The 19,513-nt window shown below is 59.5% G+C and carries 11 protein-coding genes; 9 read left to right on the top strand and 2 right to left on the bottom strand.

Annotation, left to right across the window (positions count from 1 at the left end; genetic code table 11):
* The first annotated feature begins 15 nt into the window (after positions 1 to 15).
* The 8 genes from FBY01_RS28370 to FBY01_RS28335 all read left to right on the top strand — a co-directional run bounded on the left by FBY01_RS28370 (position 16) and on the right by FBY01_RS28335 (position 11,717).
* Entirely contained in the window at positions 16 to 1,884 is a 1,869-nt protein-coding gene (locus FBY01_RS28370; protein ID WP_145310496.1) for an extracellular solute-binding protein, read from the top strand.
* Positions 1,884 to 2,945, top strand: coding sequence for a microcin C ABC transporter permease YejB (locus FBY01_RS28365; protein WP_010460849.1), 1,062 nt, complete (start codon positions 1,884 to 1,886; stop codon positions 2,943 to 2,945). Before FBY01_RS28370 ends, FBY01_RS28365 begins: the two co-directional genes overlap by 1 nt.
* Positions 2,945 to 3,967: an ABC transporter permease gene (locus tag FBY01_RS28360; protein ID WP_010460851.1), complete on the top strand. Its 1,023-nt coding sequence runs from the start codon at positions 2,945 to 2,947 to the stop codon at positions 3,965 to 3,967. The genes FBY01_RS28365 and FBY01_RS28360 overlap by 1 nt, the downstream gene beginning before the upstream one ends.
* Positions 3,968 to 3,981: 14 nt before the next feature.
* A complete protein-coding gene (locus tag FBY01_RS28355) occupies positions 3,982 to 5,556 on the top strand; it encodes an ABC transporter ATP-binding protein (RefSeq protein WP_083376592.1) in 1,575 nt (524 codons plus the stop codon).
* A gap of 170 nt (positions 5,557 to 5,726) precedes the next feature.
* Positions 5,727 to 7,142 (top strand): sigma-54-dependent Fis family transcriptional regulator, encoded by a 1,416-nt coding sequence (locus FBY01_RS28350; RefSeq protein WP_010460855.1) that lies wholly within the window; start codon positions 5,727 to 5,729, stop codon positions 7,140 to 7,142.
* Positions 7,143 to 7,440: 298 nt separating this feature from the next.
* Positions 7,441 to 8,832, top strand: a complete 1,392-nt coding sequence (locus tag FBY01_RS28345; protein WP_145310498.1) for a GntP family permease — start codon at positions 7,441 to 7,443, stop codon at positions 8,830 to 8,832.
* Positions 8,833 to 8,839: 7 nt separating this feature from the next.
* Positions 8,840 to 9,613, top strand: a complete 774-nt coding sequence (gene hbdH / locus FBY01_RS28340; protein WP_010460859.1) for a 3-hydroxybutyrate dehydrogenase — start codon at positions 8,840 to 8,842, stop codon at positions 9,611 to 9,613.
* Positions 9,614 to 9,761: 148 nt separating this feature from the next.
* On the top strand, positions 9,762 to 11,717 hold the full coding sequence (locus FBY01_RS28335; RefSeq protein WP_145310500.1) for an acetoacetate--CoA ligase: 1,956 nt from the start codon (positions 9,762 to 9,764) through the stop codon (positions 11,715 to 11,717).
* Here FBY01_RS28335 and FBY01_RS28330 read toward each other — a convergent pair.
* Both FBY01_RS28330 and FBY01_RS28325 read right to left on the bottom strand, forming a co-directional pair.
* Positions 11,714 to 15,574, bottom strand: a complete 3,861-nt coding sequence (locus FBY01_RS28330; RefSeq protein ID WP_145310502.1) for a hypothetical protein — start codon at positions 15,572 to 15,574, stop codon at positions 11,714 to 11,716. The genes FBY01_RS28335 and FBY01_RS28330 overlap by 4 nt on opposite strands.
* Positions 15,575 to 15,699: 125 nt before the next feature.
* Positions 15,700 to 16,809, bottom strand: a complete 1,110-nt coding sequence (locus FBY01_RS28325; protein WP_145310510.1) for a PilT/PilU family type 4a pilus ATPase — start codon at positions 16,807 to 16,809, stop codon at positions 15,700 to 15,702.
* Positions 16,810 to 16,930: 121 nt separating this feature from the next.
* Here FBY01_RS28325 and FBY01_RS28320 point away from each other — a divergent pair, with 121 nt between their 5' ends.
* The gene (locus FBY01_RS28320) at positions 16,931 to 19,468 is read left to right on the top strand and encodes a PAS domain-containing protein (RefSeq protein WP_145310512.1); all 2,538 of its coding nucleotides are present in this window, start codon (positions 16,931 to 16,933) and stop codon (positions 19,466 to 19,468) included.
* Positions 19,469 to 19,513: the final 45 nt, after the last annotated feature.

The raw sequence follows: 19,513 nt of genomic DNA, 5'->3' as shown, positions 1-19,513 counted from the left end.
GCTCTAAGGCTGACAATGCGACTGGCTTTCCCCACTTTGTTGTTCACTGCCATGGCCCTGCTGTTGAGTGCCGTCGGTGTGAATGCTGCACCGCAACATGCGTTGACCGTGTACGGCGAACCGGCGAAGTACCCCGCCGGCTTCAGTCATTTCGCCTACGCCAACCCGCAAGCCCCCAAGGGCGGCACGATGCGTCGCTCGGCCATCGAGATCGGGCATTTCGACCATATATTGCCGTACATCGACAAAGGCATTGGCGTCACGCAGATCGACGGCTTGCTCTACTCGCCCCTGGCCCAGCGTTCGCTGGACGAACCCTATACCGTGTACGGTCTGGTGGCACAGAAAATGGAGCGCTCCGACGACGGTATGTCGCTGCGCTTCTATTTGAATCCGAAGGCGCGTTTCGCCGACGGCACACCGATCACCGCCCAGGACGTGCGCTACACCTTCGACCTGCTGATGACCCAGGGCAGCCTGCGCTACCGCACCCAGTTCGCCGACGTCAAAGGCGTCGAAGTCGAAGGGCCGCTAACGGTCCGGTTCGACTTCAAAAGCAACGAAAACCGTACCCTGCCCCTCGACATCGCCACGTTGCCGGTATTTCCCGAACACTGGTGGAAGACCCGTGACTTCGCCAATGGCGGTGGTTATGAGGCGCCATTGGGCAGCGGCCCTTATAAGGTGGGCAAGGTCGACTCCGGTCGCAGCATTACCTTCGAGCGCAATGCCACCTGGTGGGGCAAGGATTTGCCGGTCAGCCGCGGCCTCTACAACTTCGATCATTTCAGCATCGAGTACTTCGGCGATACCGACGTCGCCCGCCAGGTCCTGCGTGGCGGCGCCTATGACTACAACCGCGAATTCTCCGCGACCGGTTACTCCATCGGCTACGAAAGCCCGGCCCTGAGCGACGGTCGCCTGCAAAAAGCACATCTGGCCACAGAAGCTCCGCAATCGGCCCAGGGTTTTGTCTTCAACCTGCAAAAACCGATATTCCAGGACCGACGAGTGCGCCAGGCCCTGGCCATGCTCTGGGATTTCGAGTGGAGCAATCGGCAGATGATGCGCGACCTGTACATCCGCCAGCAAAGCTTCTTTTCCAACACCGACCTCGCCGCCCGCAAACTGCCGGACGCCGGCGAGCTGGCCATTCTCGAACCGCTGCGTGGGCAGATTCCCGACGAAGTCTTCACCCAGGTCTTCGAAGCGCCGAAAACCGATGGCAGCGGTCTGATTCGCGACAAACAATTGCAAGCGCTGGGCTTGCTCGAGCAGGCCGGCTGGAAACCCGACGGCGACCAACTGGTCAACGCCGAGGGCACGCCACTGAGTTTCACTTTTCTGGTCAGCCAAAACGGCATGGACCGATTGCTCCTGCCATACAAGCGCACCTTGAAACAGATCGGCATCGACCTGAACATCCGCCGCATCGACGCGTCCCAGTATGTAAATCGCCTGATGAGCCGCGATTACGACATGATCGTCACCGGTTACCCGGTCACCACTTCACCGGGTGGCGAGCTGTTCAACTACTTCGGCTCGGTCTCGGCCAACGACCCCGGCGCCAACAACTACATGGTGCTGAAGAACCCGGCGGTCGACACCCTGATCAACGGCCTGGTCCGCGCCAACACCCAGCCCGAAATGCTGCGCTACGCCCACGCACTGGACCGGGTGCTGCAATGGAACTACTACTGGATTCCCAACTATTACCCGCCGGGCACTTCAACGGTGTGGTGGAACCGGTTCGGCATGCCCAACGAGCAGGCCAGTAATGACGAAGCCATCGAAAGCTGGTGGGAAGTGAGCACCACGCCGCTGACCAACCAGCAGATGACGGCGGAAAAAATCCGCCGTGGCACACCCGGAGGGCCGCATTGATGTGGGCTTACATACTGCGGCGTCTGCTGCTGATCATCCCGACGCTGGTGATCATTCTTCTGGTCAACTTCGTCATCGTCCAGGCTGCACCGGGCGGTCCGGTGGAGCAGGCCATCGCGCATTTGCAAGGCATCGGTGGCGCCAGTGTCGGCGGCGGCTCCGGGGAGACCATGTCCGGCACCTCCCGGGCCAGTCGCGGTCTCGACCCGCAATTGATCAAGGACATCGAAAAGCAGTACGGCTTCGACAAGCCCGCACACGAACGCCTGTGGCTGATGCTCACCAGCTACGCGCGCCTGGACTTTGGCAAGAGCTTCTTCCGCGGCGCCACCGTCACCGACCTGATCCTGGAAAAAATGCCGGTAACCATTTCCCTCGGGCTATGGGCGACGCTGATCACGTACCTGGTGTCGATCCCGCTGGGCATCCGCAAGGCCGTGCATCATGGCAGCCATTTCGACATCTGGAGCAGCACGGCAATCATCATCGGTTACGCGATGCCGGCGTTCCTGTTCGCGATGTTCCTGATCGTGGTCTTCGCCGGTGGCACCTCGCTGAACTGGTTCCCGGTGCGCGGACTGGTGTCGGACAACTTCGAATCGCTGTCGACCGTGGGCAAGATCGCCGACTATTTCTGGCACTTGGTGCTGCCGGTGACGGCGTTGGTGATCGGCGGTTTCGCCACGCTGACGATCCTCACCAAGAACTCGTTCCTCAATGAAATCACGCGCCAGTACGTGGTCACCGCACGGGCCAAAGGCTTGAGCGAACGACGCGTGCTGTACGGCCATGTGTTCCGCAATGCGATGTTGCTGGTGGTGTCGGGGATTCCCCAGGCGTTCATCAGCGTGTTCTTCGCCGGGTCGCTGCTGATCGAAGTGATTTTCTCCCTCGATGGCCTGGGGCGCATGAGCTATGAGGCTGCCGTGTCGCGGGACTATCCGGTGGTGTTCGGCTCGCTGTTTATCTTCACGCTGTTCGGGCTTTTGATAAAACTGATCGGCGACCTCTGCTACACCCTGGTCGACCCGCGTATCGACTTTGCCGCGAGGAACGCCTGATGTTCAAGCTCTCGCCGTTAGGCCGTCGCCGCTTTGAACGCTTCAAGAAAAACCGTCGGGGCTGGTGGTCGCTGTGGCTGTTCATTGGCCTGTTTCTGCTGACCTTGGGCGGTGAGTTGATCGCCAACGACAAACCGCTGGTGGTCAGTTATCAGGGCCAGTGGTACTTCCCGGTATTCAAGCGCCACACCGAGCAGGAGTTCGGCGGGCAACTGCCATTCCAGGCTGACTATCGCAGCGACTACGTGCAAAAGCTGATTCACAAGGACGGCGGCTGGATGCTGTTCCCGCCGATCCCGTTCAGCGATGACACGCCCAACTATGAACTCAATACACCGGCGCCGAGCCCGCCCTCCAGCGTCAACTGGCTGGGCACCGACGACCAGTCCCGGGACGTCATGGCCCGGGTGATTTTCGGCGCACGGGTGTCGATCCTGTTTGCGTTGATGCTGACCTTCGTCAGCGCCTTGATCGGCATCGCCGCCGGCGCTTTGCAAGGCTATTACGGCGGCTGGGTCGACCTGCTGGGTCAACGCTTGCTGGAGGTCTGGTCCGGTCTGCCAGTGCTGTACTTGCTGATCATTCTGTCGGGGTTCGTCGAACCGAATTTCTGGTGGCTGCTGGGGATCATGGCGCTATTTTCCTGGCTGGCGCTGGTCGACGTGGTGCGCGCCGAGTTCCTGCGCGGGCGCAATCTGGAATACGTCAAAGCCGCCCGGGCGCTGGGCCTCACGGATCGAAAAGTGATTGTCCGGCATATCCTGCCCAACGCCATGAACGCGACCTTGAGCTACCTGCCGTTCATTCTCACCGGCGCCATCTCCACCCTCACGGCCCTGGATTTTCTCGGCTTCGGCATGCCGGCCGGCAGCGCATCGCTGGGCGAGCTGATCGGGCAAGGCAAGCAGAACCTGCAAGCGCCGTGGCTGGGGCTGACGGCGTTTTTCACCCTGGCGCTGATTCTTTCCTTATTGGTGTTTATCGGCGAGGCGTTGCGCGATGCCTTTGATCCCCGATCCTGACGCGGACTGTAGATATGAGTACCAACCTGATCGAAATCCGTGACCTCAGCGTGGCCTTCAATGGCCAGACGGTGGTGCGCAATCTGTGCCTGGACATCCATCCCGGCGAATGCCTGGCATTGGTCGGCGAATCGGGCTCCGGCAAATCGGTGACCGCCCACTCGATCCTGCAACTGCTGCCCGAGACCGGCACCCGGACCACGGGCAGCATTCGCTATCGCGGCAAGGAGTTGCTCGGTGCCCCGCCCCAGGTGTTGCGTGAGCTACGCGGCAACCGGATCGCGATGATCTTCCAGGAACCGATGACCTCGCTCAACCCGTTGCACAGCATCGAAAAGCAGATCGGCGAAACCCTGCTGGTGCACAAGGGCCTGACGGGCAACGCGGCGCAAGCGCGGATTCTGGAGTTGCTGCAACTGGTCGGCATCCAGAAACCCAAAGAGCGGCTCAAGGCCTATCCCCATCAGCTGTCCGGTGGCCAGCGGCAACGGGTAATGATCGCCATGGCCCTGGCGTGCGAGCCGCAGTTGCTGATCGCCGACGAACCCACCACGGCGCTGGACGTGACAGTGCAGCGCAAGATTCTGATTCTGCTCAAGTCCCTGCAACAGCGTCTCGGCATGTCGCTGCTGTTGATCAGCCACGACCTCAATCTGGTGCGCAGCATCGCTCAGCGTGTGTGCGTGATGAAGGCTGGGGAAATCGTCGAAGAGGCCACCTGCGAAACGATCTTCACCGAACCGAAACATCCCTACAGTTGCGTGCTGCTGAACGCCGAACCGGAAGGCGAAGCCCTGCCCCGGGACGAGCGCGAGAACGTTCTGGAAGTGGACAACCTGCGCGTGCAGTTTGCCCTTGGTGGCGGCTTGTTCCAGCGCAAGACGTATCTGAACGCGGTGGACGGCATCAGCCTCAACATTCAGCGTGGCAAGACCCTGGGCATCGTGGGCGAGTCCGGTTCGGGCAAATCGACCCTGGGCCAGGCGATTCTGCGTTTGCTCGATTCCGAAGGCAGCATTCGCTTTCAGGGCGAGGCACTGGACGGTCTGACGCAAAAGCAGTTGCGGCCATGGCGCAAGAAGATGCAGGTGGTGTTCCAGGACCCCTTCGGCAGTCTCAGTCCACGCATGTCCGTGGCGCAGATCATCAGCGAAGGGCTTGAAGTGCATAGCCAATTGACCGCTGATGAATGCAAAGCCGAAGTGATTCGTGCACTGGAAGAAGTCGGCCTCGACCCGCAAAGCCGTGATCGCTATCCCCACGAGTTCTCCGGTGGCCAGCGTCAGCGCATCGCCATTGCCCGGGCGCTGGTGCTGAAACCGGCGCTGATTCTGCTCGATGAACCGACCTCGGCACTGGATCGCACCGTGCAGAAACAAGTGGTCGCCCTGCTCCGCCAACTTCAGGAAAAACACGGCCTGACCTACCTGTTCATCAGTCATGATCTGGCGGTGGTACGTGCCCTCGCCCACGACATGATCGTGATCAAGGACGGCAAAGTGGTAGAAAGCGGTGCCAGCCACGACGTATTCGATTCGCCGCAGCATCCGTACACCAAAGAGCTGTTGGCGGCGGCGCATACGCGGTAGGCATAATCGCGTCCACATCGATGAACCGCGTCGCGGCCTTCGCGGGCAAGCCTCGCTCCCACAGGTTTTGTGGTTATCGCTGAATTTGTGGCTCGACACAAACCCTGCAGGAGCGAGGCTTGCCCGCGAAGAGGCCCGCCAAGACAACACACATTCTGGACATGAAACCCATGAACACCACCGAAAGCCTCAAGGACTACCAGCGCGTTCGCTTGCTGGCAATCCGTTCGCTGTTCGAGATCATCGAGCAATCCAGCGAGGGCACGGTGATTGTCGACCGCGACGCGAATATCGTCTGGATGAACGAGCGCTATGCCCGCCGCTTCGGCCTGGAATCAGCCGAAGTGGCCATCGGCAAAGCGTGCGAAAGCGTGATACCGGGCAGCTTGCTACGTGAGGTGGTTCGCACCGGTCGCCCGATTTTGCTGGATATGCAGGACACGCCGAAAGAACCCCTGGTGGTCATGCGCTTGCCGATCCACGACGACGCGGGCGCCGTCATCGGCGCCATTGGTTTTGCGCTGTTCGACGAATTGCACAGCCTGTCTCCGATGCTCAAACGCTACCTGAGCATGCAGGAAGAACTGGCCTCTACCCGCTCGTTGCTGCGGTCGCGGCAGACCAAATACAACTTCGCCCACTTCATCGGGACCAGCGCCGCCAGCCTGGAAGTCAAACGCCGCGCCCGGCGCAGTGCCAGTGCCGAGTCACCGGTGCTGTTGCTCGGCGAAACCGGCACCGGCAAGGAGCTGCTGGCCCAGGCGATCCACGGCGCTTCGCCCCGCGCGCACAAAGCCTTCGTCAGCATCAACAGCGCGGCGATTCCCGAGTCGTTGCTCGAAGCCGAGTTCTTTGGCACCGCGCCGGGCGCCTTCACTGGCGCCGATCGCAAAGGCCGGGCCGGCAAGTTGCAGATCGCCCAGGGCGGCACGCTGTTTCTCGATGAAATCGGCGACATGCCGCTGCCGCTGCAAAGCAAGTTGCTGCGCGTTTTGCAGGAAAAGGAATTCGAGCCGGTCGGTTCCAATGAGGTCATCCAGAGTGATGTGCGAGTGATTGCAGCGACCTCCACGGACCTGGAAGCGGCGATCAAGCGCGGCGAATTTCGCGCGGACTTGTACTACCGGCTCAACGTGCTGCCGATCAACGTGCCGCCTCTGCGCGATCGTCTTGATGACTTGCCAGCGCTCAGTGAAGCGATCCTTGAGGAACTTCGCAGCCAGCATGAGCTGAACACCGAAGCCTTGGACCTGCTGGCGCATCACGCCTGGCCGGGCAATATCCGTGAGCTGCGCAACGTGCTGGAACGCGCGGCGCTGCTCAGTGATGACCTGGTGCTGAATGCAGGGGACATCCGCGCGGCAATCGGGACGTTCACACCAGTGACGCGTGTGGCGCCGAGGGTCGTTGAGGCCGTTGCGCAGGAAACGTTCAGCGAGGCGCGGGAGCGGTTTGACCGGCAATTGATTGAATCTGCCCTGGCGCAATGCGGGGGCAAGGTGATTGAAGCGGCGGCGCGGCTGGGGCTGGGGCGGTCTACTTTGTATAAGAAGATGGTGGCGCTAGGGATTGCCGAGTCTCCATAAAGAGACATTGATCTCTATTGGTAGATTGGGCCTCTTCGCGGGCAATCCTCGCGCCTACAGGACCAAGGCGCTCTTGTTTGTGCGGACGACCGCAAATCATGCAGGAGCGAGGCTTGCCCGCGAAGGCACTCTCACAGCCGCAAAAAAATCTCGAATAAGAGACAAATCATTCAGAATCACCTTATACATAAATAAATATCCTTATATTTCAATGCCTTAAATAAATGGCACGAAACTCGCTAAAGCCCTCTCCCACAAAAGTTCCACCCTACAAAAATAACAATCCAGGAGACACACCATGAGTGTGATCATTGCCTTGGCAGCCCTCGCGCTGCTGATGCTGGCTGCTTACCGTGGCTACAGCGTTATTCTCTTCGCCCCGATTGCCGCCCTCGGCGCCGTCTTGCTCACCGACCCTTCCGCCGTCGCCCCTGCCTTCACCGGGGTGTTCATGGAGAAAATGGTCGGCTTCATCAAACTGTATTTCCCGGTGTTCCTGCTCGGCGCGGTGTTCGGCAAGCTGATTGAGCTGTCGGGATTCTCACGCTCCATCGTCGCGGCAGCGATTCGGTTGCTCGGTACACGTCAGGCGATGTTGGTGATCGTGTTGGTCTGCGCCCTGCTGACTTACGGCGGCGTGTCGCTGTTTGTGGTGGTGTTCGCGGTCTACCCGTTTGCCGCTGAAATGTTCCGCCAGAGCAACATCCCCAAGCGCTTGATCCCGGCGACCATCGCCCTCGGCGCGTTTTCGTTCACCATGGACGCCCTGCCCGGCACCCCGCAGATCCAGAACATCATCCCGAGCACCTTCTTCAACACCACCGCGTGGGCGGCGCCGTGGCTGGGTGTAATCGGCGCGATCTTCGTAGTCTGCGCCGGCATGCTGTTTCTCCAACGCCAGCGCAACAAGGCGCAGGCCGCCGGTGAAGGTTATGGCACCGAACTGCGCAACGAGCCGGAAACCGCGGCCGACATCAAACTGCCGAATCCATGGATCGCCCTGTCGCCGTTGCTGGCAGTCGGCATCATGAACCTGCTGTTTACCCAGTGGATTCCGCAGTGGTACGGCAAGACCCACAGCCTCGCGCTGCCGGGCATGGCCGCGCCGGTCACCACCGAAATCGCCAAGCTCACGGCGATCTGGGCGGTGCAAGCGGCCTTGCTGGTCGGCATCATATTGGTGCTGGTGTTCGGCTTCCAGGCGATTCGCGGCAAGTTGGCCGAGGGCAGTCGAAGTGCAGTCAGCGGTTCATTGCTGGCGGCGATGAACACCGCGTCGGAGTACGGTTTTGGTGCGGTGATCGCCTCCTTGCCGGGCTTCCTGGTATTGGCCGACTGGCTCAAGAGCATTCCCAACCCGTTGGTCAACGAAGCGATTACCGTGACCCTGCTCGCCGGCATCACCGGTTCGGCGTCGGGCGGCATGAGCATTGCGCTGGCGGCCATGGCCAATGACTTCATCGCCGCGGCCCACGCTGCCAACATTCCGTTGGAAGTGCTGCACCGAGTGGCTGCGATGGCCAGTGGTGGCATGGACACCCTGCCGCACAACGGCGCAGTGATTACCCTGCTGGCGGTCACCGGCCTGACCCACCGTGAAGCCTACAAAGATATTTTCTGTATTACGCTGATCAAGACCCTGGCGGTTTTTGTGGTGATCGGTACTTTCTACGCCACTGGCATTGTGTGAGGTATTCATGACGACTCTTTCGGGCAAGACTGCACTGGTCACCGGTTCCACCAGCGGCATCGGCCTGGGCATTGCCCTGAGCCTGGCCAAGGCTGGCGCCAATCTGATTCTCAACGGTTTCGGCGATGCCTCCAAGGTGATTGCCGAGGTCGAGCAATTCGGTGGCAAGGTCGGTCATCACCCGGCCGACGTCAGCGACCCGGTGCAGATTGCCGACATGATTGCTTATGCCGAGCGTGAGTTCGGCGGCGTCGACATCCTGGTGAACAACGCCGGTATCCAGCACGTAGCGGCGGTAGAAGACTTTCCCGTGGAACGTTGGGACTCGATCATTGCGATCAACCTGTCGTCGGTGTTTCACAGCACCCGCTTGAGCCTGCCGGGCATGCGCACCAAAGGTTGGGGGCGGATCATCAACATTGCCTCGGTGCATGGCCAGGTGGGCTCGGTGGGTAAAGCCGCCTATGTCGCGGCCAAACATGGCGTGATCGGCTTGACCAAGGTCGTCGGGCTGGAAACGGCAACGACCAATGTGACCTGCAACGCCATTTGCCCGGGCTGGGTATTGACGCCGCTGGTACAGAAGCAGATTGATGCACGCATCGCGACCGGGATCGAGCCGCAACAGGCGCAGCATGATTTGCTCGCGGAGAAGCAGCCGTCGCTGGAGTTCGTCACCCCGCCGCAATTGGGCGAACTGGTGTTGTTCTTGTGCAGTGAGGCCGGCAGCCAGGTGCGCGGCGCGGCGTGGAATATTGATGGTGGGTGGTTGGCGCAGTAATTCGGCAGTAAACCGCGTTATCGTTCTTCGCGGGCAAGCCTCGCTCCCACAGGTTTTGTGGTTGCAGCCGGATTTGTGGCTCGACGCAAAACCTGTAGGAGCGAGGCTTGCCCGCGAATGAATCTGAAAATAGAAGAAGAGGCAAGCCATGTCCGACATCCTCTGGCAACCCAGCGCCGAGCGCATCAGCAAAACCCGCATGGAGGCCTTTCGGCGCTTCATCATTAAACGGCACCACATTCACCTCGACGACTACCCCGCCCTGCACCAATGGTCCATCGATCAGCGCGTAGCTTTCTGGCAGGCGATCGTCGACTTCTTCGACATCCGTTTCCACGATCAGCCGGACGCAGTGCTGGTGGAAGGCGCGCAAATGCCCAGCGCCGAGTGGTTCCCAGGCGCCACCCTGAATTTCGCCGAGCACCTGCTGCGCCGTCGCGACGATGCCGTGGCGATCATTGCGATTGGCGAGAACGGCCAGCGTGAACACCTGACCTGGGCGGAACTCGCCGAGCATGTCGCCGGTTTTCAAAACAGTCTGAAAGCCGCTGGCGTCGGCCTCGGCGACCGTGTCGCCGCGTGCATGCCCAATACCTGGCAAACTCTGGTGGCCATGCTCGGCACCACCAGTCTGGGGGCGATCTGGTCTTGCTCATCACCGGACTTTGGCACCCAGGGCGTCATCGACCGCTTCGGCCAGATCGAACCGAAAGTGCTCATCACCTGCGCCGGTTATCGCTACGCCGGCAAGGACATCGATCAGACCGCCAAGGTCAATGAAATCCTCGAACGCCTGCCATCCTTGCAACAGTTGATCCTGGTGCCCTATGCCCGACCACAGGCACGCATCGAACAGTTCCACACCCGAGCCAACGTGACGCTGTGGGATGATTTTTACGACATCGGTGGCGAGCCGGATTTCGTCCCCGTGCCGTTCGCCCATCCGCTGTACATCCTCTACTCCAGCGGCACCACCGGCGTGCCGAAATGCATCGTCCACAGCACCGGCGGCGTGTTGCTGCAACACGTCAAAGAACACGGCCTGCATTGCGATCTCGGCCCCGGCGACCGTTTGTTCTACTACACGACGTGCGGATGGATGATGTGGAACTGGCTGGTCTCTGCCCTGGCTGTGGGCAGTGCAGTGGTGCTGTACGACGGCTCGCCGTTCCATCCGGACCCCCGGCGTTTGATCGACCTGATCGACGATGAACGCATCAGCGTCTTCGGCACCAGTCCAAAATTTATCGCCACCCTGGAAACCCATGGGATCAAACCGCGCGAAAGCCATGACCTGAGCAGCCTGAAAACCCTGCTTTGCACCGGTTCCGCGCTGTCGCCGCAGAGTTACGACTACGTGTATCGCGACCTCAAGAGCGACCTGTGCCTGGCCTCGATGTCCGGTGGTACCGACATCGTTTCGTGCTTTGTGAACAGCAATCCTTTTGAGCCCGTGCGTCGCGGCGAAATCCAGGGCAAAAGCCTGGGCATGGCGGTCGAAGTCTGGAATGACGACGGCAAGCCTGTGATCGGCGAGAAAGGTGAACTGGTCTGCACCCGGCACTTCCCGGCGATGCCCATTGGCTTCTGGAACGACCCGCAGCAAGAGAAGCTGCACGCTTCATATTTCAGCCAGTTCCCCGGCGTCTGGGCCCAGGGCGATTACGCCGAACAGCTGCCACACGGCGCGATGATGATCCACGGCCGCTCGGACGCGGTGCTCAACCCTGGCGGCGTGCGCATCGGTACCGCGGAAATCTATCGTCAGGTGGAGAAGGTCCCACAGGTGCTGGACAGCGTGGCCATTGGTCAGCAATGGCAGGATGACGTGCGGGTGGTGCTGTTCGTGAAGTTGCGCGACGGCGTCGAACTGGATGAAGCTTTGCAGCAGCAGATCCGCCAGGTCATCCGCGCCAACACCACACCCCGGCATGTACCGGCGAAGATTGTCGCGGTGACCGATATCCCACGGACCATCAGCGGCAAGGTCGTCGAGCTGGCGGTGCGGAACGTGGTGCATGGGCAGAAGGTGAAGAACACCGATGCGTTGGCCAATCCCGAGGCGCTGGAGCAATTTCGGGATCGGCCGGAACTGGCTTTTTAAACGGTTCGATCGAACGCTCGGGCCGGGGCTGCCGTGCCCTGTGCAAACCTCTGCGCAGTCACGGGTGTGTTCAGCGTGATCAGCACCGGATCGACAATCGCACGTTCGGGGTTTGCTTCCAGCGTGCTCCGCAGGAGGGACATGTTGCGGTCAAACCCGCCTTCGTCGGTGTACAACTGGCTCAGCAGCGAAGTGACCACCGCCAGTGAGTCGGCGTTTTCAAAGGCTTTGGCACGGGCGTGACGGGCACTGCCTCCATCTGTCACCGCAAGCTGTCCGGAGGCCAGGTTCAACAGCGACGCCACGTCCAGCGACTGGCTACCCCCAACGTTGCCGGTGTCGCGGGCATAGGCGACATCACCGATCTGCGCAGGTCCGTGAAACAGCTCATGGATCAAGTCGTCTGCGACGACGTCAAGGTTGAAACCCTGGCCGATGAAGTGACGGTTGAGATTGACGGTGTAGATTTCAACGAACTTCGCGTCGGATTGCCCGGTTGCACCTTTCCACTGCTGGTAAGCGTTCGCGTCGAAAGCGGCAATGTGGTGGGTGTCCTTGAGTGGATCTAGGACGAAGTTACTGATGGAAACGCCCGCGAAGTCCGCCCTGACCGCTCTCAAATAATTCAATAACTGATTGATTGCTTCATTCGAATCGCTTCCCATCAGCAGCCTGGCGACCAACGTGCGCTGCGCCTCAAAGTCACGGCGGATCAAGGCATTGATTGCGTTTTCGATTTTAGTCCGGGCTCGCGGCAGACTTTGTTCAATGAACTGTCGGGTGTAACTGACAGGCAATGTCTTGGTTGGGCGCGGCAAGCCGACAGGCGCCACGTAGGCAAAGTGGTCCAGTTTGGGCCCCCAGGCTTTGCCCAGGCGGTCGAGGGCATACCATTGGAGTTGGTTGCGCGCGGCCACCACTGACAGGGTCTCACCCACTGCACCACGTGGCCGCCAGCTACCCTGTCCGGTGTGGACGTGACTGGCGGCGCGGAGCAGGTCATAGGATTTGTGGCTGCCATGGAGTCTGCCCAACTGGGACTTCGCCAGTCCAAGAAGCGCTTCAGCCTGACTGCTGAAACGTAACGCGCCCTTATGGATGAGTTTGCCGGCACCATAAAACACCGTTGGCACATCATCCACGGGGTTGAAGAGGGAAACGGAGGTGACAAAGGCCAGTTTGGTCAGACGGGCGCCTTTGGACGACAGGGAGATCGCCTTCGACGAGATGCTCAGCGCTTTGGCGCCCGCCCCCACGAATGCCCCGCCCAACGCCATGGCGTCCATGACGCAACCGTAGATCCCGTCTACGACCTTGTTGTGCTCTCCGGAAGACAAATCCTCGATGCACTTTTTGAACGGAACCACCAGATTCACGATGTAATCGGCAGTCTCTTCGCCTTTTTTGCGTTCGGTTTCAAGCGCTGTCGGCACGGTGGCCATCAACTCGATTTCGTCCGATGTGCGCAACGGATGATTGTTCACAACGAACGCCGCAATTCGCGCCAGTTGCGGATTGCCAACATTCATATAAGTACTCTGCTGGCGAGCCGTTACTTGCAGTGGCGCGGGGAGTTCGCCCAGTTTTTCAATAATTGCCATGTCGCTGCTGGCGTCATTCCCGGCGAAAACGCCGTCGGTATATTCAATAACAGAAAGAGGCAACCATTCGGGGGGCACAGGTCGTTCCGGCGCATTCAGGTCCCCGGTGAAATCCATTCTCGCGGCCGTTCGCAATTTGCCTGTTGAGATGATCAGCGAGGCGAGCGTGTTGTTTCTCCGTAATTCACCCCGCAAGGTGAACAACTCATAACACACCGCCGTGTTTGCGTGAGTTGCAAACATGAAAATGCCGAAGCGTCCCTTGACAGCATCGCTACCTTGCCGGGTTTCGTAAGTCGTTGAAACAGGGACCGGCGATATTGAAAAGAAAGACTCGGTTCTGGTGGCCGGAAGACGAACGGTAAAAAAGCTGATTTTTCCGTTCAGAAAGACGTCCAGATCATGAGGAAGCATGTGTGAAAGGGCCAACTTGATGTTGCTCGTCAGTGCGTTATTCAACTGGCCGAGATAATCGCGCAATTGGCGATGGTACTCGACATTGTTGGGAGGCAGGCTCCGCAACCTTGGAAAGCGACTATAAAGGCTAGTGACGGAGGGGTCGTACCGAGTTGGTCTTTTGTAATGGGTGATACCGGCCAACAAATCTGGGGTCCCGGAAATAACTTTATCGGGAAAGACCGCAGGAAAATCCCACTGGCCACCTTCCAGATCCGCCGACATGTGCAACTCGACCATGGACATGGGGTTGGAGGACGCATAAAGGCCGGGGTGTTGATAGAGCACTTTATCGTCGAGAAAATCACACTCCGGCACCGCGCCTTGCAAGGCTTCGCGCGCGATGGTTTCGCGGTTGGGCATCGGGATGGAATAGACGCGCGCCAGATGGGTGAAGTTTTCCGCATATGCCTGGAACGCGGTGATGGCCCGCTCGGTGGTGTCCTTTGCCGCTTGAGTCAGCTCGCTTGCGCTGATAACGCTGTTGATCAGGGCCCAGTCGACGATCGGATCGATCATTGCCAAATCCCGCAGTCGGGACAGCGGCTCGCTGACAGGCTCCAGTTCGACATACGCCATGATTTGCGCATACGTCAGCACACGCGACGCGCCCTTCCTGACCGCTTCCGCCAAGGCAACGCCATGGCAAAAGGTTACCCAGGCAACCGACCCCATCGTCATCGACGATGGCACGCCCCTGACCAGAAATTCCGGCGCAATGTCCGCCAGCAGCAGATGACACGCCAGTGGCGCCGCCGCAGGATCAACCCAGCCCTTGGTATAGAGAAAGGCTTGCAGCTCTTCGCGGACCATGGCCGGCGACCGCTCTACGTTGCTCGGCGCATATAAAGCGAAACCACCGAGACTCTTGCGATCCCCGGTGCTACCAAGAGACGGATAAAGATCCAGCAACAGGCTGGTGACCAGCAGTTGCTCGAGATCTTGCGCAGAGACGTTCTGCCCGGGATGCGCGCCGAACCAGTCCGACGCTTCCAGAATCTCCCTGGCACAGGCCTGGGCCAGCGGATGCTTGACCAACGCGACGATCCGCTCGGCGGCATTATCGTGTGTCGCAACGGCGCGTCCCGTTTCGCGGTACAACATGTCCAGCAGTCTGGTGTTCTGGGTAACACGCTGAGTAACCTGCCGAATGGCGGTCCGTTGCTCAGCCGACAAGACGGCTAACGATGAATCATCCGTAACCAACTGCCCCCAATAGTGCCCCAACTCATCGACATCAGGATCAAACTCGAAAAGCGCGATCAGGTTTCTGGTTTCGCTCGCGTTCGTTGGAACCGTCAGGCCATGAAACCTCAGCCATTGGTCCACATCGACGAAATCTTCGGTGTAAATGTATCCACCGGCTTGCCTGGCAATATCACCTACCACCAGCAGCTTTTGATAATAGTGCGACGCCTGGACGATATTCACGTCGACGACTTCCCACACTTGCCGATCTTTTCGGAATATCTCAAGTCCGCCGTTTTCGTTAATACGGGTTGCCGCCATATTCTCCGGACGGTGGCGACGGAGTTCGTCCATTACGACCGTGTAGTTGGCCAGGTTATTCCATGCCACTCGCCCCGGCATATGGACTTCATACAGCGAAGAACCTTTTGCCAGCTCAAACTCATAACCTTGCCAATGGTACGGTCCTTCATCCTCTTGATCTTCGAAGACACTTTGCAACAAGCGCGCGACCACTTGTCGTTCAGCGGCATCGGCCCTTAACCACTGGTGCTGGACTTCGGAAACGGCTCCGGACAACGGATAGTCTTTATATTTCAACTTAACAACCATGAAACAACCTTATGTATTTAGTTCACTGATTCATTAATCGAAGGTGAATCCTGACCCACCAAAAATTAACTAAACAGTAAAACTTCATAAGACAACATTTCATCGTCGCCGCCTTACCCACCTCATCAATCCACTAACCCCCAGTCCCCATTGGGCGCATTGACGGTCGAAGGCCCACCGCCATACAGCTTGAGGCGCAACTTCAGATTGCTCAGCGAGTCCGCATTTTTTAGCGCCTCTTCCTCACTGATTGCGCCTTCCATCACCAGTGCATACAGTGCGCCATCGAACGTCTGCATACCGAACTCTGCGGACTTTTCCATGATGTCTTTAAGTTCGTCCAGTTGATTGCGCCTTATCAAGTCACCGATCGTGGGTGTTCCCAACATCACTTCCACTGCCGCCCTGCGCTGACCGTCAAGGGTCCGCACCAATCGTTGGGAAACAAACGCTTTCAGATTGTTGCTCAAGTCATGCAGCAACTGCTTCCGCCGCTCTTCGGGAAAGAAATTGATGATGCGGTCCAGCGCCTGATGGGCGTTGTGCGCGTGCAACGTCGAGATCACCAGATGGCCCGTATCGGCAAACGCCAGCGCGTGCTCCATGGTTTCGCGGTCGCGGATTTCGCCGATCAGTACCACGTCCGGGGCCTGGCGCAGGGTGTTTTTCAGGGCAGCATGAAAACTGCGGGTATCGACGCCGACCTCGCGCTGGTTGATGATCGACTGCTTGTGCCGATGGATGTACTCGATCGGGTCTTCGATGGTGACGATATGGCCAGTGCTGTGGCGGTTGCGGTAATCGATCAGCGCCGCGAGGGAGGTTGACTTGCCGCAATCGGTGGCGCCGACGAACAGTATCAATCCTTGTTTGAGCATCACGGTTTCGAGCAGCACAGCCGGTAGTTTGAGGTCTTCGAAACGCGGGATGTCGAGCTTGATGTTGCGTGCCACGATTGACACATCGTTGCGTTGCTTGAAGATGTTGACCCGAAAGCGCCCGACACCCGCCAGGGAGATTGCCAGGTTCATCTCCAGTTCCCGATCGAACTCCAGGCGCTGTTCGGCGTCCATGATGGACTCGGCAATGGCCGCGACTGCTCCCGGCTTGAATGGCTGGTCGGTCAGCGGCTTGAGCACACCGTCGAACCGCGCACTGGGTGGTGCGCCGGTGGAAAGATAGAGATCGGATCCATTCCGGTCAGACAGTATCTGCAACAGTGCATCGATTTCCATGGCAAAAAACACCCGCGAAGCATTCAATGAAAAAGTAATGACCCATGGCAGGTCATCCAGCGTCTACCGCCCTGCAAGGATAGTAGACGCCGCGCCACCGACTTAAGTGCAGGACAATTTGATGAACGCAACACTGACGGGCAGCGATGCACAGGCCTTGATCGCCAGACTGGACTGGACACGCACCCCGCTGGGCGCTGCCAGCACCTGGCCACAGAGCCTGCGCACTGCCGTGGACATCGTGATTCATTCACCGATGCCGATGCTGTTGCTGTGGGGGCCGCACCTCACGCAGATCTACAACGACGGCTTCGCCCTCCTCGCCGGCAGCAAGCATCCACACGCTTTCGGACAACCGACGCACCAGATCTGGCCAGAACTTCAGGACTTTACCAACCCCATTTACAGCGCTGTCCTACAAGGCCAGGTGCGTACCTACAGCGAACAACGTTTTACCTTGCAGCGCGACGAAGGTGATTCCGACTTCTGGCTGGACCTGACCTACAGCCCGATCCGCGATGAAAACGCTGAGGTTGCTGGCATTCTGGTCACCGCCATCGAAACCAATGAACGCCGACGCATCGCGCTGGAACTGGAACAGCGGTCGGCCGCCAGTCTCAAGGCCCAGCACGAAACCGAACAGCGCCTGCAACTGGCGCTGGCGGCCACCGACGCCGTCGGCACCTGGGATTGGGACATCGGCGAAGATCGCTTCATCGCCGATGCGCATTTCGCCGAACTGCACAACATCGACCCGCTGCTCGCCAGTCAGTTGCCCATCAGCGCCTACCTCCAGGCCGTGCACCCGGAAGATCGCGCCATGGTCACCCGCAGCATCAAATATTCCATCACCCACGGCACCGAATACGCCGAGGAATATCGCTTGCTGCAACCCAGCGGTCACCTGCGCTGGGTGTTTGCCCGCGGTCGCTGCTACAAGGACCACCATGGCCGGCCGATCCGCTTCCTTGGCGCCGCGCTGGATCTGACCGAACGCAAGCTCACCGAGCAAGCCCTGCGCCAGAGCCAGACCGAGTTGCAGCTGATCATCAACGCCATGCCCATCCTGATCAGCTACGTGGACAGCGAGGAACGCTTTCGCTTGAACAACGCCGCTTATCTGGACTGGTATGGCCTGACACCGCAGGAACTCTATGGCCGCACCATTCGTGAAGTGCTGGGCGAAGAAGCCTATGCCTTGCGCGCCGAACACATTGCCCTGGCGCTGACGGGCAAGTCTTGCTGTTTCAGCATCAATACCCCGCACCGGGACGGCAGTAACCGCCATGCCTTGATGAATTACTTGCCGCGCCACGGTGCCGACGGCACGGTGAATGGTTTCTACATCTTTGTCATTGACGAAACCGAGCGCAAACAGACGGAAGAAGCCCTGCGCAATCTCAACGATACCCTTGAGGAACGGGTCGCGGCCCGCACCCAGCAATTGGCCGAAGCCAACCAACGGCTGCAAAACGAGATGTTCGAGCGTGAACGCGCGGAAGACGCCTTGCGCCATGCACAGAAAATGGAGGCGGTCGGGCAGCTCACCGGCGGCATCGCCCACGACTTCAACAACATGCTGACCGGGATCATCGGCAGCCTCGATCTGATGCAGCGCTATATCGCGGAAGGGCGCGCCGCCGAGATTGGCCGTTTCACCGAAGCCGCGGTGTCCTCGGCCAATCGTGCCGCCGCCCTGACCCATCGGCTACTGGCGTTTTCCCGGCGTCAGTCGCTTGATCGCCGGCCGCTGAACGCCAATGACCTGGTGCACTCCCTGGAAGACTTGTTCAGCCGGACCAAGGGCGATCACATCGAACTCAAACTGCTGCTGGCCGGCGAGGTCTGGCCGGTGAGCACTGACGTCAGCCAACTGGAAAACGCTCTGCTCAACCTCGTCATCAACGCCCGGGACGCCATGCCCGATGGCGGCGAGTTGCTGATCGAAACCGCCAACGTTTACCTCGACGGCAGCGACATCACCACGTTGGAACCGGTCAAGGCCGGGGATTACGTGATGATTGCCGTCAGCGATAACGGCACCGGGATGACACCGTCGGTGCTGGCCAAGGCGTTCGACCCGTTCTTCACCACCAAACCCATCGGCCAGGGTACCGGCCTTGGATTGTCGATGATTTATGGGTTCGCCCAGCAGTCGGGCGGACATGTCAGCCTGTTCAGTTTGCCGGGCAAGGGCACCAGCGTTCGCCTTTACTTGCCCCGATTGCACGCCACGGAACCGGAAAAAGTACTGCTGCCGTTCACGGGCGAGGCTCCGGCGGCGATTGCCGGCGAAACCGTGGTGTTGGTGGAAGACGACCCGGCGGTGCGCATGCTGGTGCTCGACCTGCTCAACGAGCTGGGTTATCACGCCCACGAAGCCGAGGATGCGAAGACCGCCCTGCCCTTGCTGGAATCCGACCTGAGGGTCGATCTGCTGGTGACCGACGTAGGCCTGCCGGGCATGAACGGTCGGCAACTGGCAGAGATCGCTCGCCAGCACCGCCCCGAACTCAAGGTCCTGTTCATGACCGGTTACGCGGAGAAAGCCGCCGAACGCCAAGGCTTCCTGGAAGAAGGCATGGACATGGTCGCCAAACCGTTTTCCATTGACCTGTTGGCCAACAAGATTCGCACGATGATCGGCCAACCCGAGTGAGTTGAGGCATAATCGCGCGCCCCGCTGGCATCAACATAGCCACCA

Origin of the sequence: Pseudomonas sp. SJZ077, assembly GCF_007993905.1 — a bacterium.
GTDB classification, from domain to species: Bacteria; Pseudomonadota; Gammaproteobacteria; order Pseudomonadales; family Pseudomonadaceae; genus Aquipseudomonas; species Aquipseudomonas mandelii.
Note: the sequence above shows the minus strand (reverse complement) of the source record. Positions and strands in the feature narration are given on the sequence as shown.

What these genes read in the sequence shown, in the direction of transcription:
- FBY01_RS28370 (WP_145310496.1), top strand. Translation starts at nt 16, where the DNA reads ATGCGACTGGCTTTCCCCACTTTGTTGTTCACTGCCATGGCCCTGCTG.
- FBY01_RS28365 (WP_010460849.1), top strand. Translation starts at nt 1,884, where the DNA reads ATGTGGGCTTACATACTGCGGCGTCTGCTGCTGATCATCCCGACGCTG.
- FBY01_RS28360 (WP_010460851.1), top strand. Translation starts at nt 2,945, where the DNA reads ATGTTCAAGCTCTCGCCGTTAGGCCGTCGCCGCTTTGAACGCTTCAAG.
- FBY01_RS28355 (WP_083376592.1), top strand. Translation starts at nt 3,982, where the DNA reads ATGAGTACCAACCTGATCGAAATCCGTGACCTCAGCGTGGCCTTCAAT.
- FBY01_RS28350 (WP_010460855.1), top strand. Translation starts at nt 5,727, where the DNA reads ATGAACACCACCGAAAGCCTCAAGGACTACCAGCGCGTTCGCTTGCTG.
- FBY01_RS28345 (WP_145310498.1), top strand. Translation starts at nt 7,441, where the DNA reads ATGAGTGTGATCATTGCCTTGGCAGCCCTCGCGCTGCTGATGCTGGCT.
- hbdH (WP_010460859.1), top strand. Translation starts at nt 8,840, where the DNA reads ATGACGACTCTTTCGGGCAAGACTGCACTGGTCACCGGTTCCACCAGC.
- FBY01_RS28335 (WP_145310500.1), top strand. Translation starts at nt 9,762, where the DNA reads ATGTCCGACATCCTCTGGCAACCCAGCGCCGAGCGCATCAGCAAAACC.
- FBY01_RS28330 (WP_145310502.1), bottom strand. Translation starts at nt 15,574, where the DNA reads ATGGTTGTTAAGTTGAAATATAAAGACTATCCGTTGTCCGGAGCCGTT.
- FBY01_RS28325 (WP_145310510.1), bottom strand. Translation starts at nt 16,809, where the DNA reads ATGGAAATCGATGCACTGTTGCAGATACTGTCTGACCGGAATGGATCC.
- FBY01_RS28320 (WP_145310512.1), top strand. Translation starts at nt 16,931, where the DNA reads ATGAACGCAACACTGACGGGCAGCGATGCACAGGCCTTGATCGCCAGA.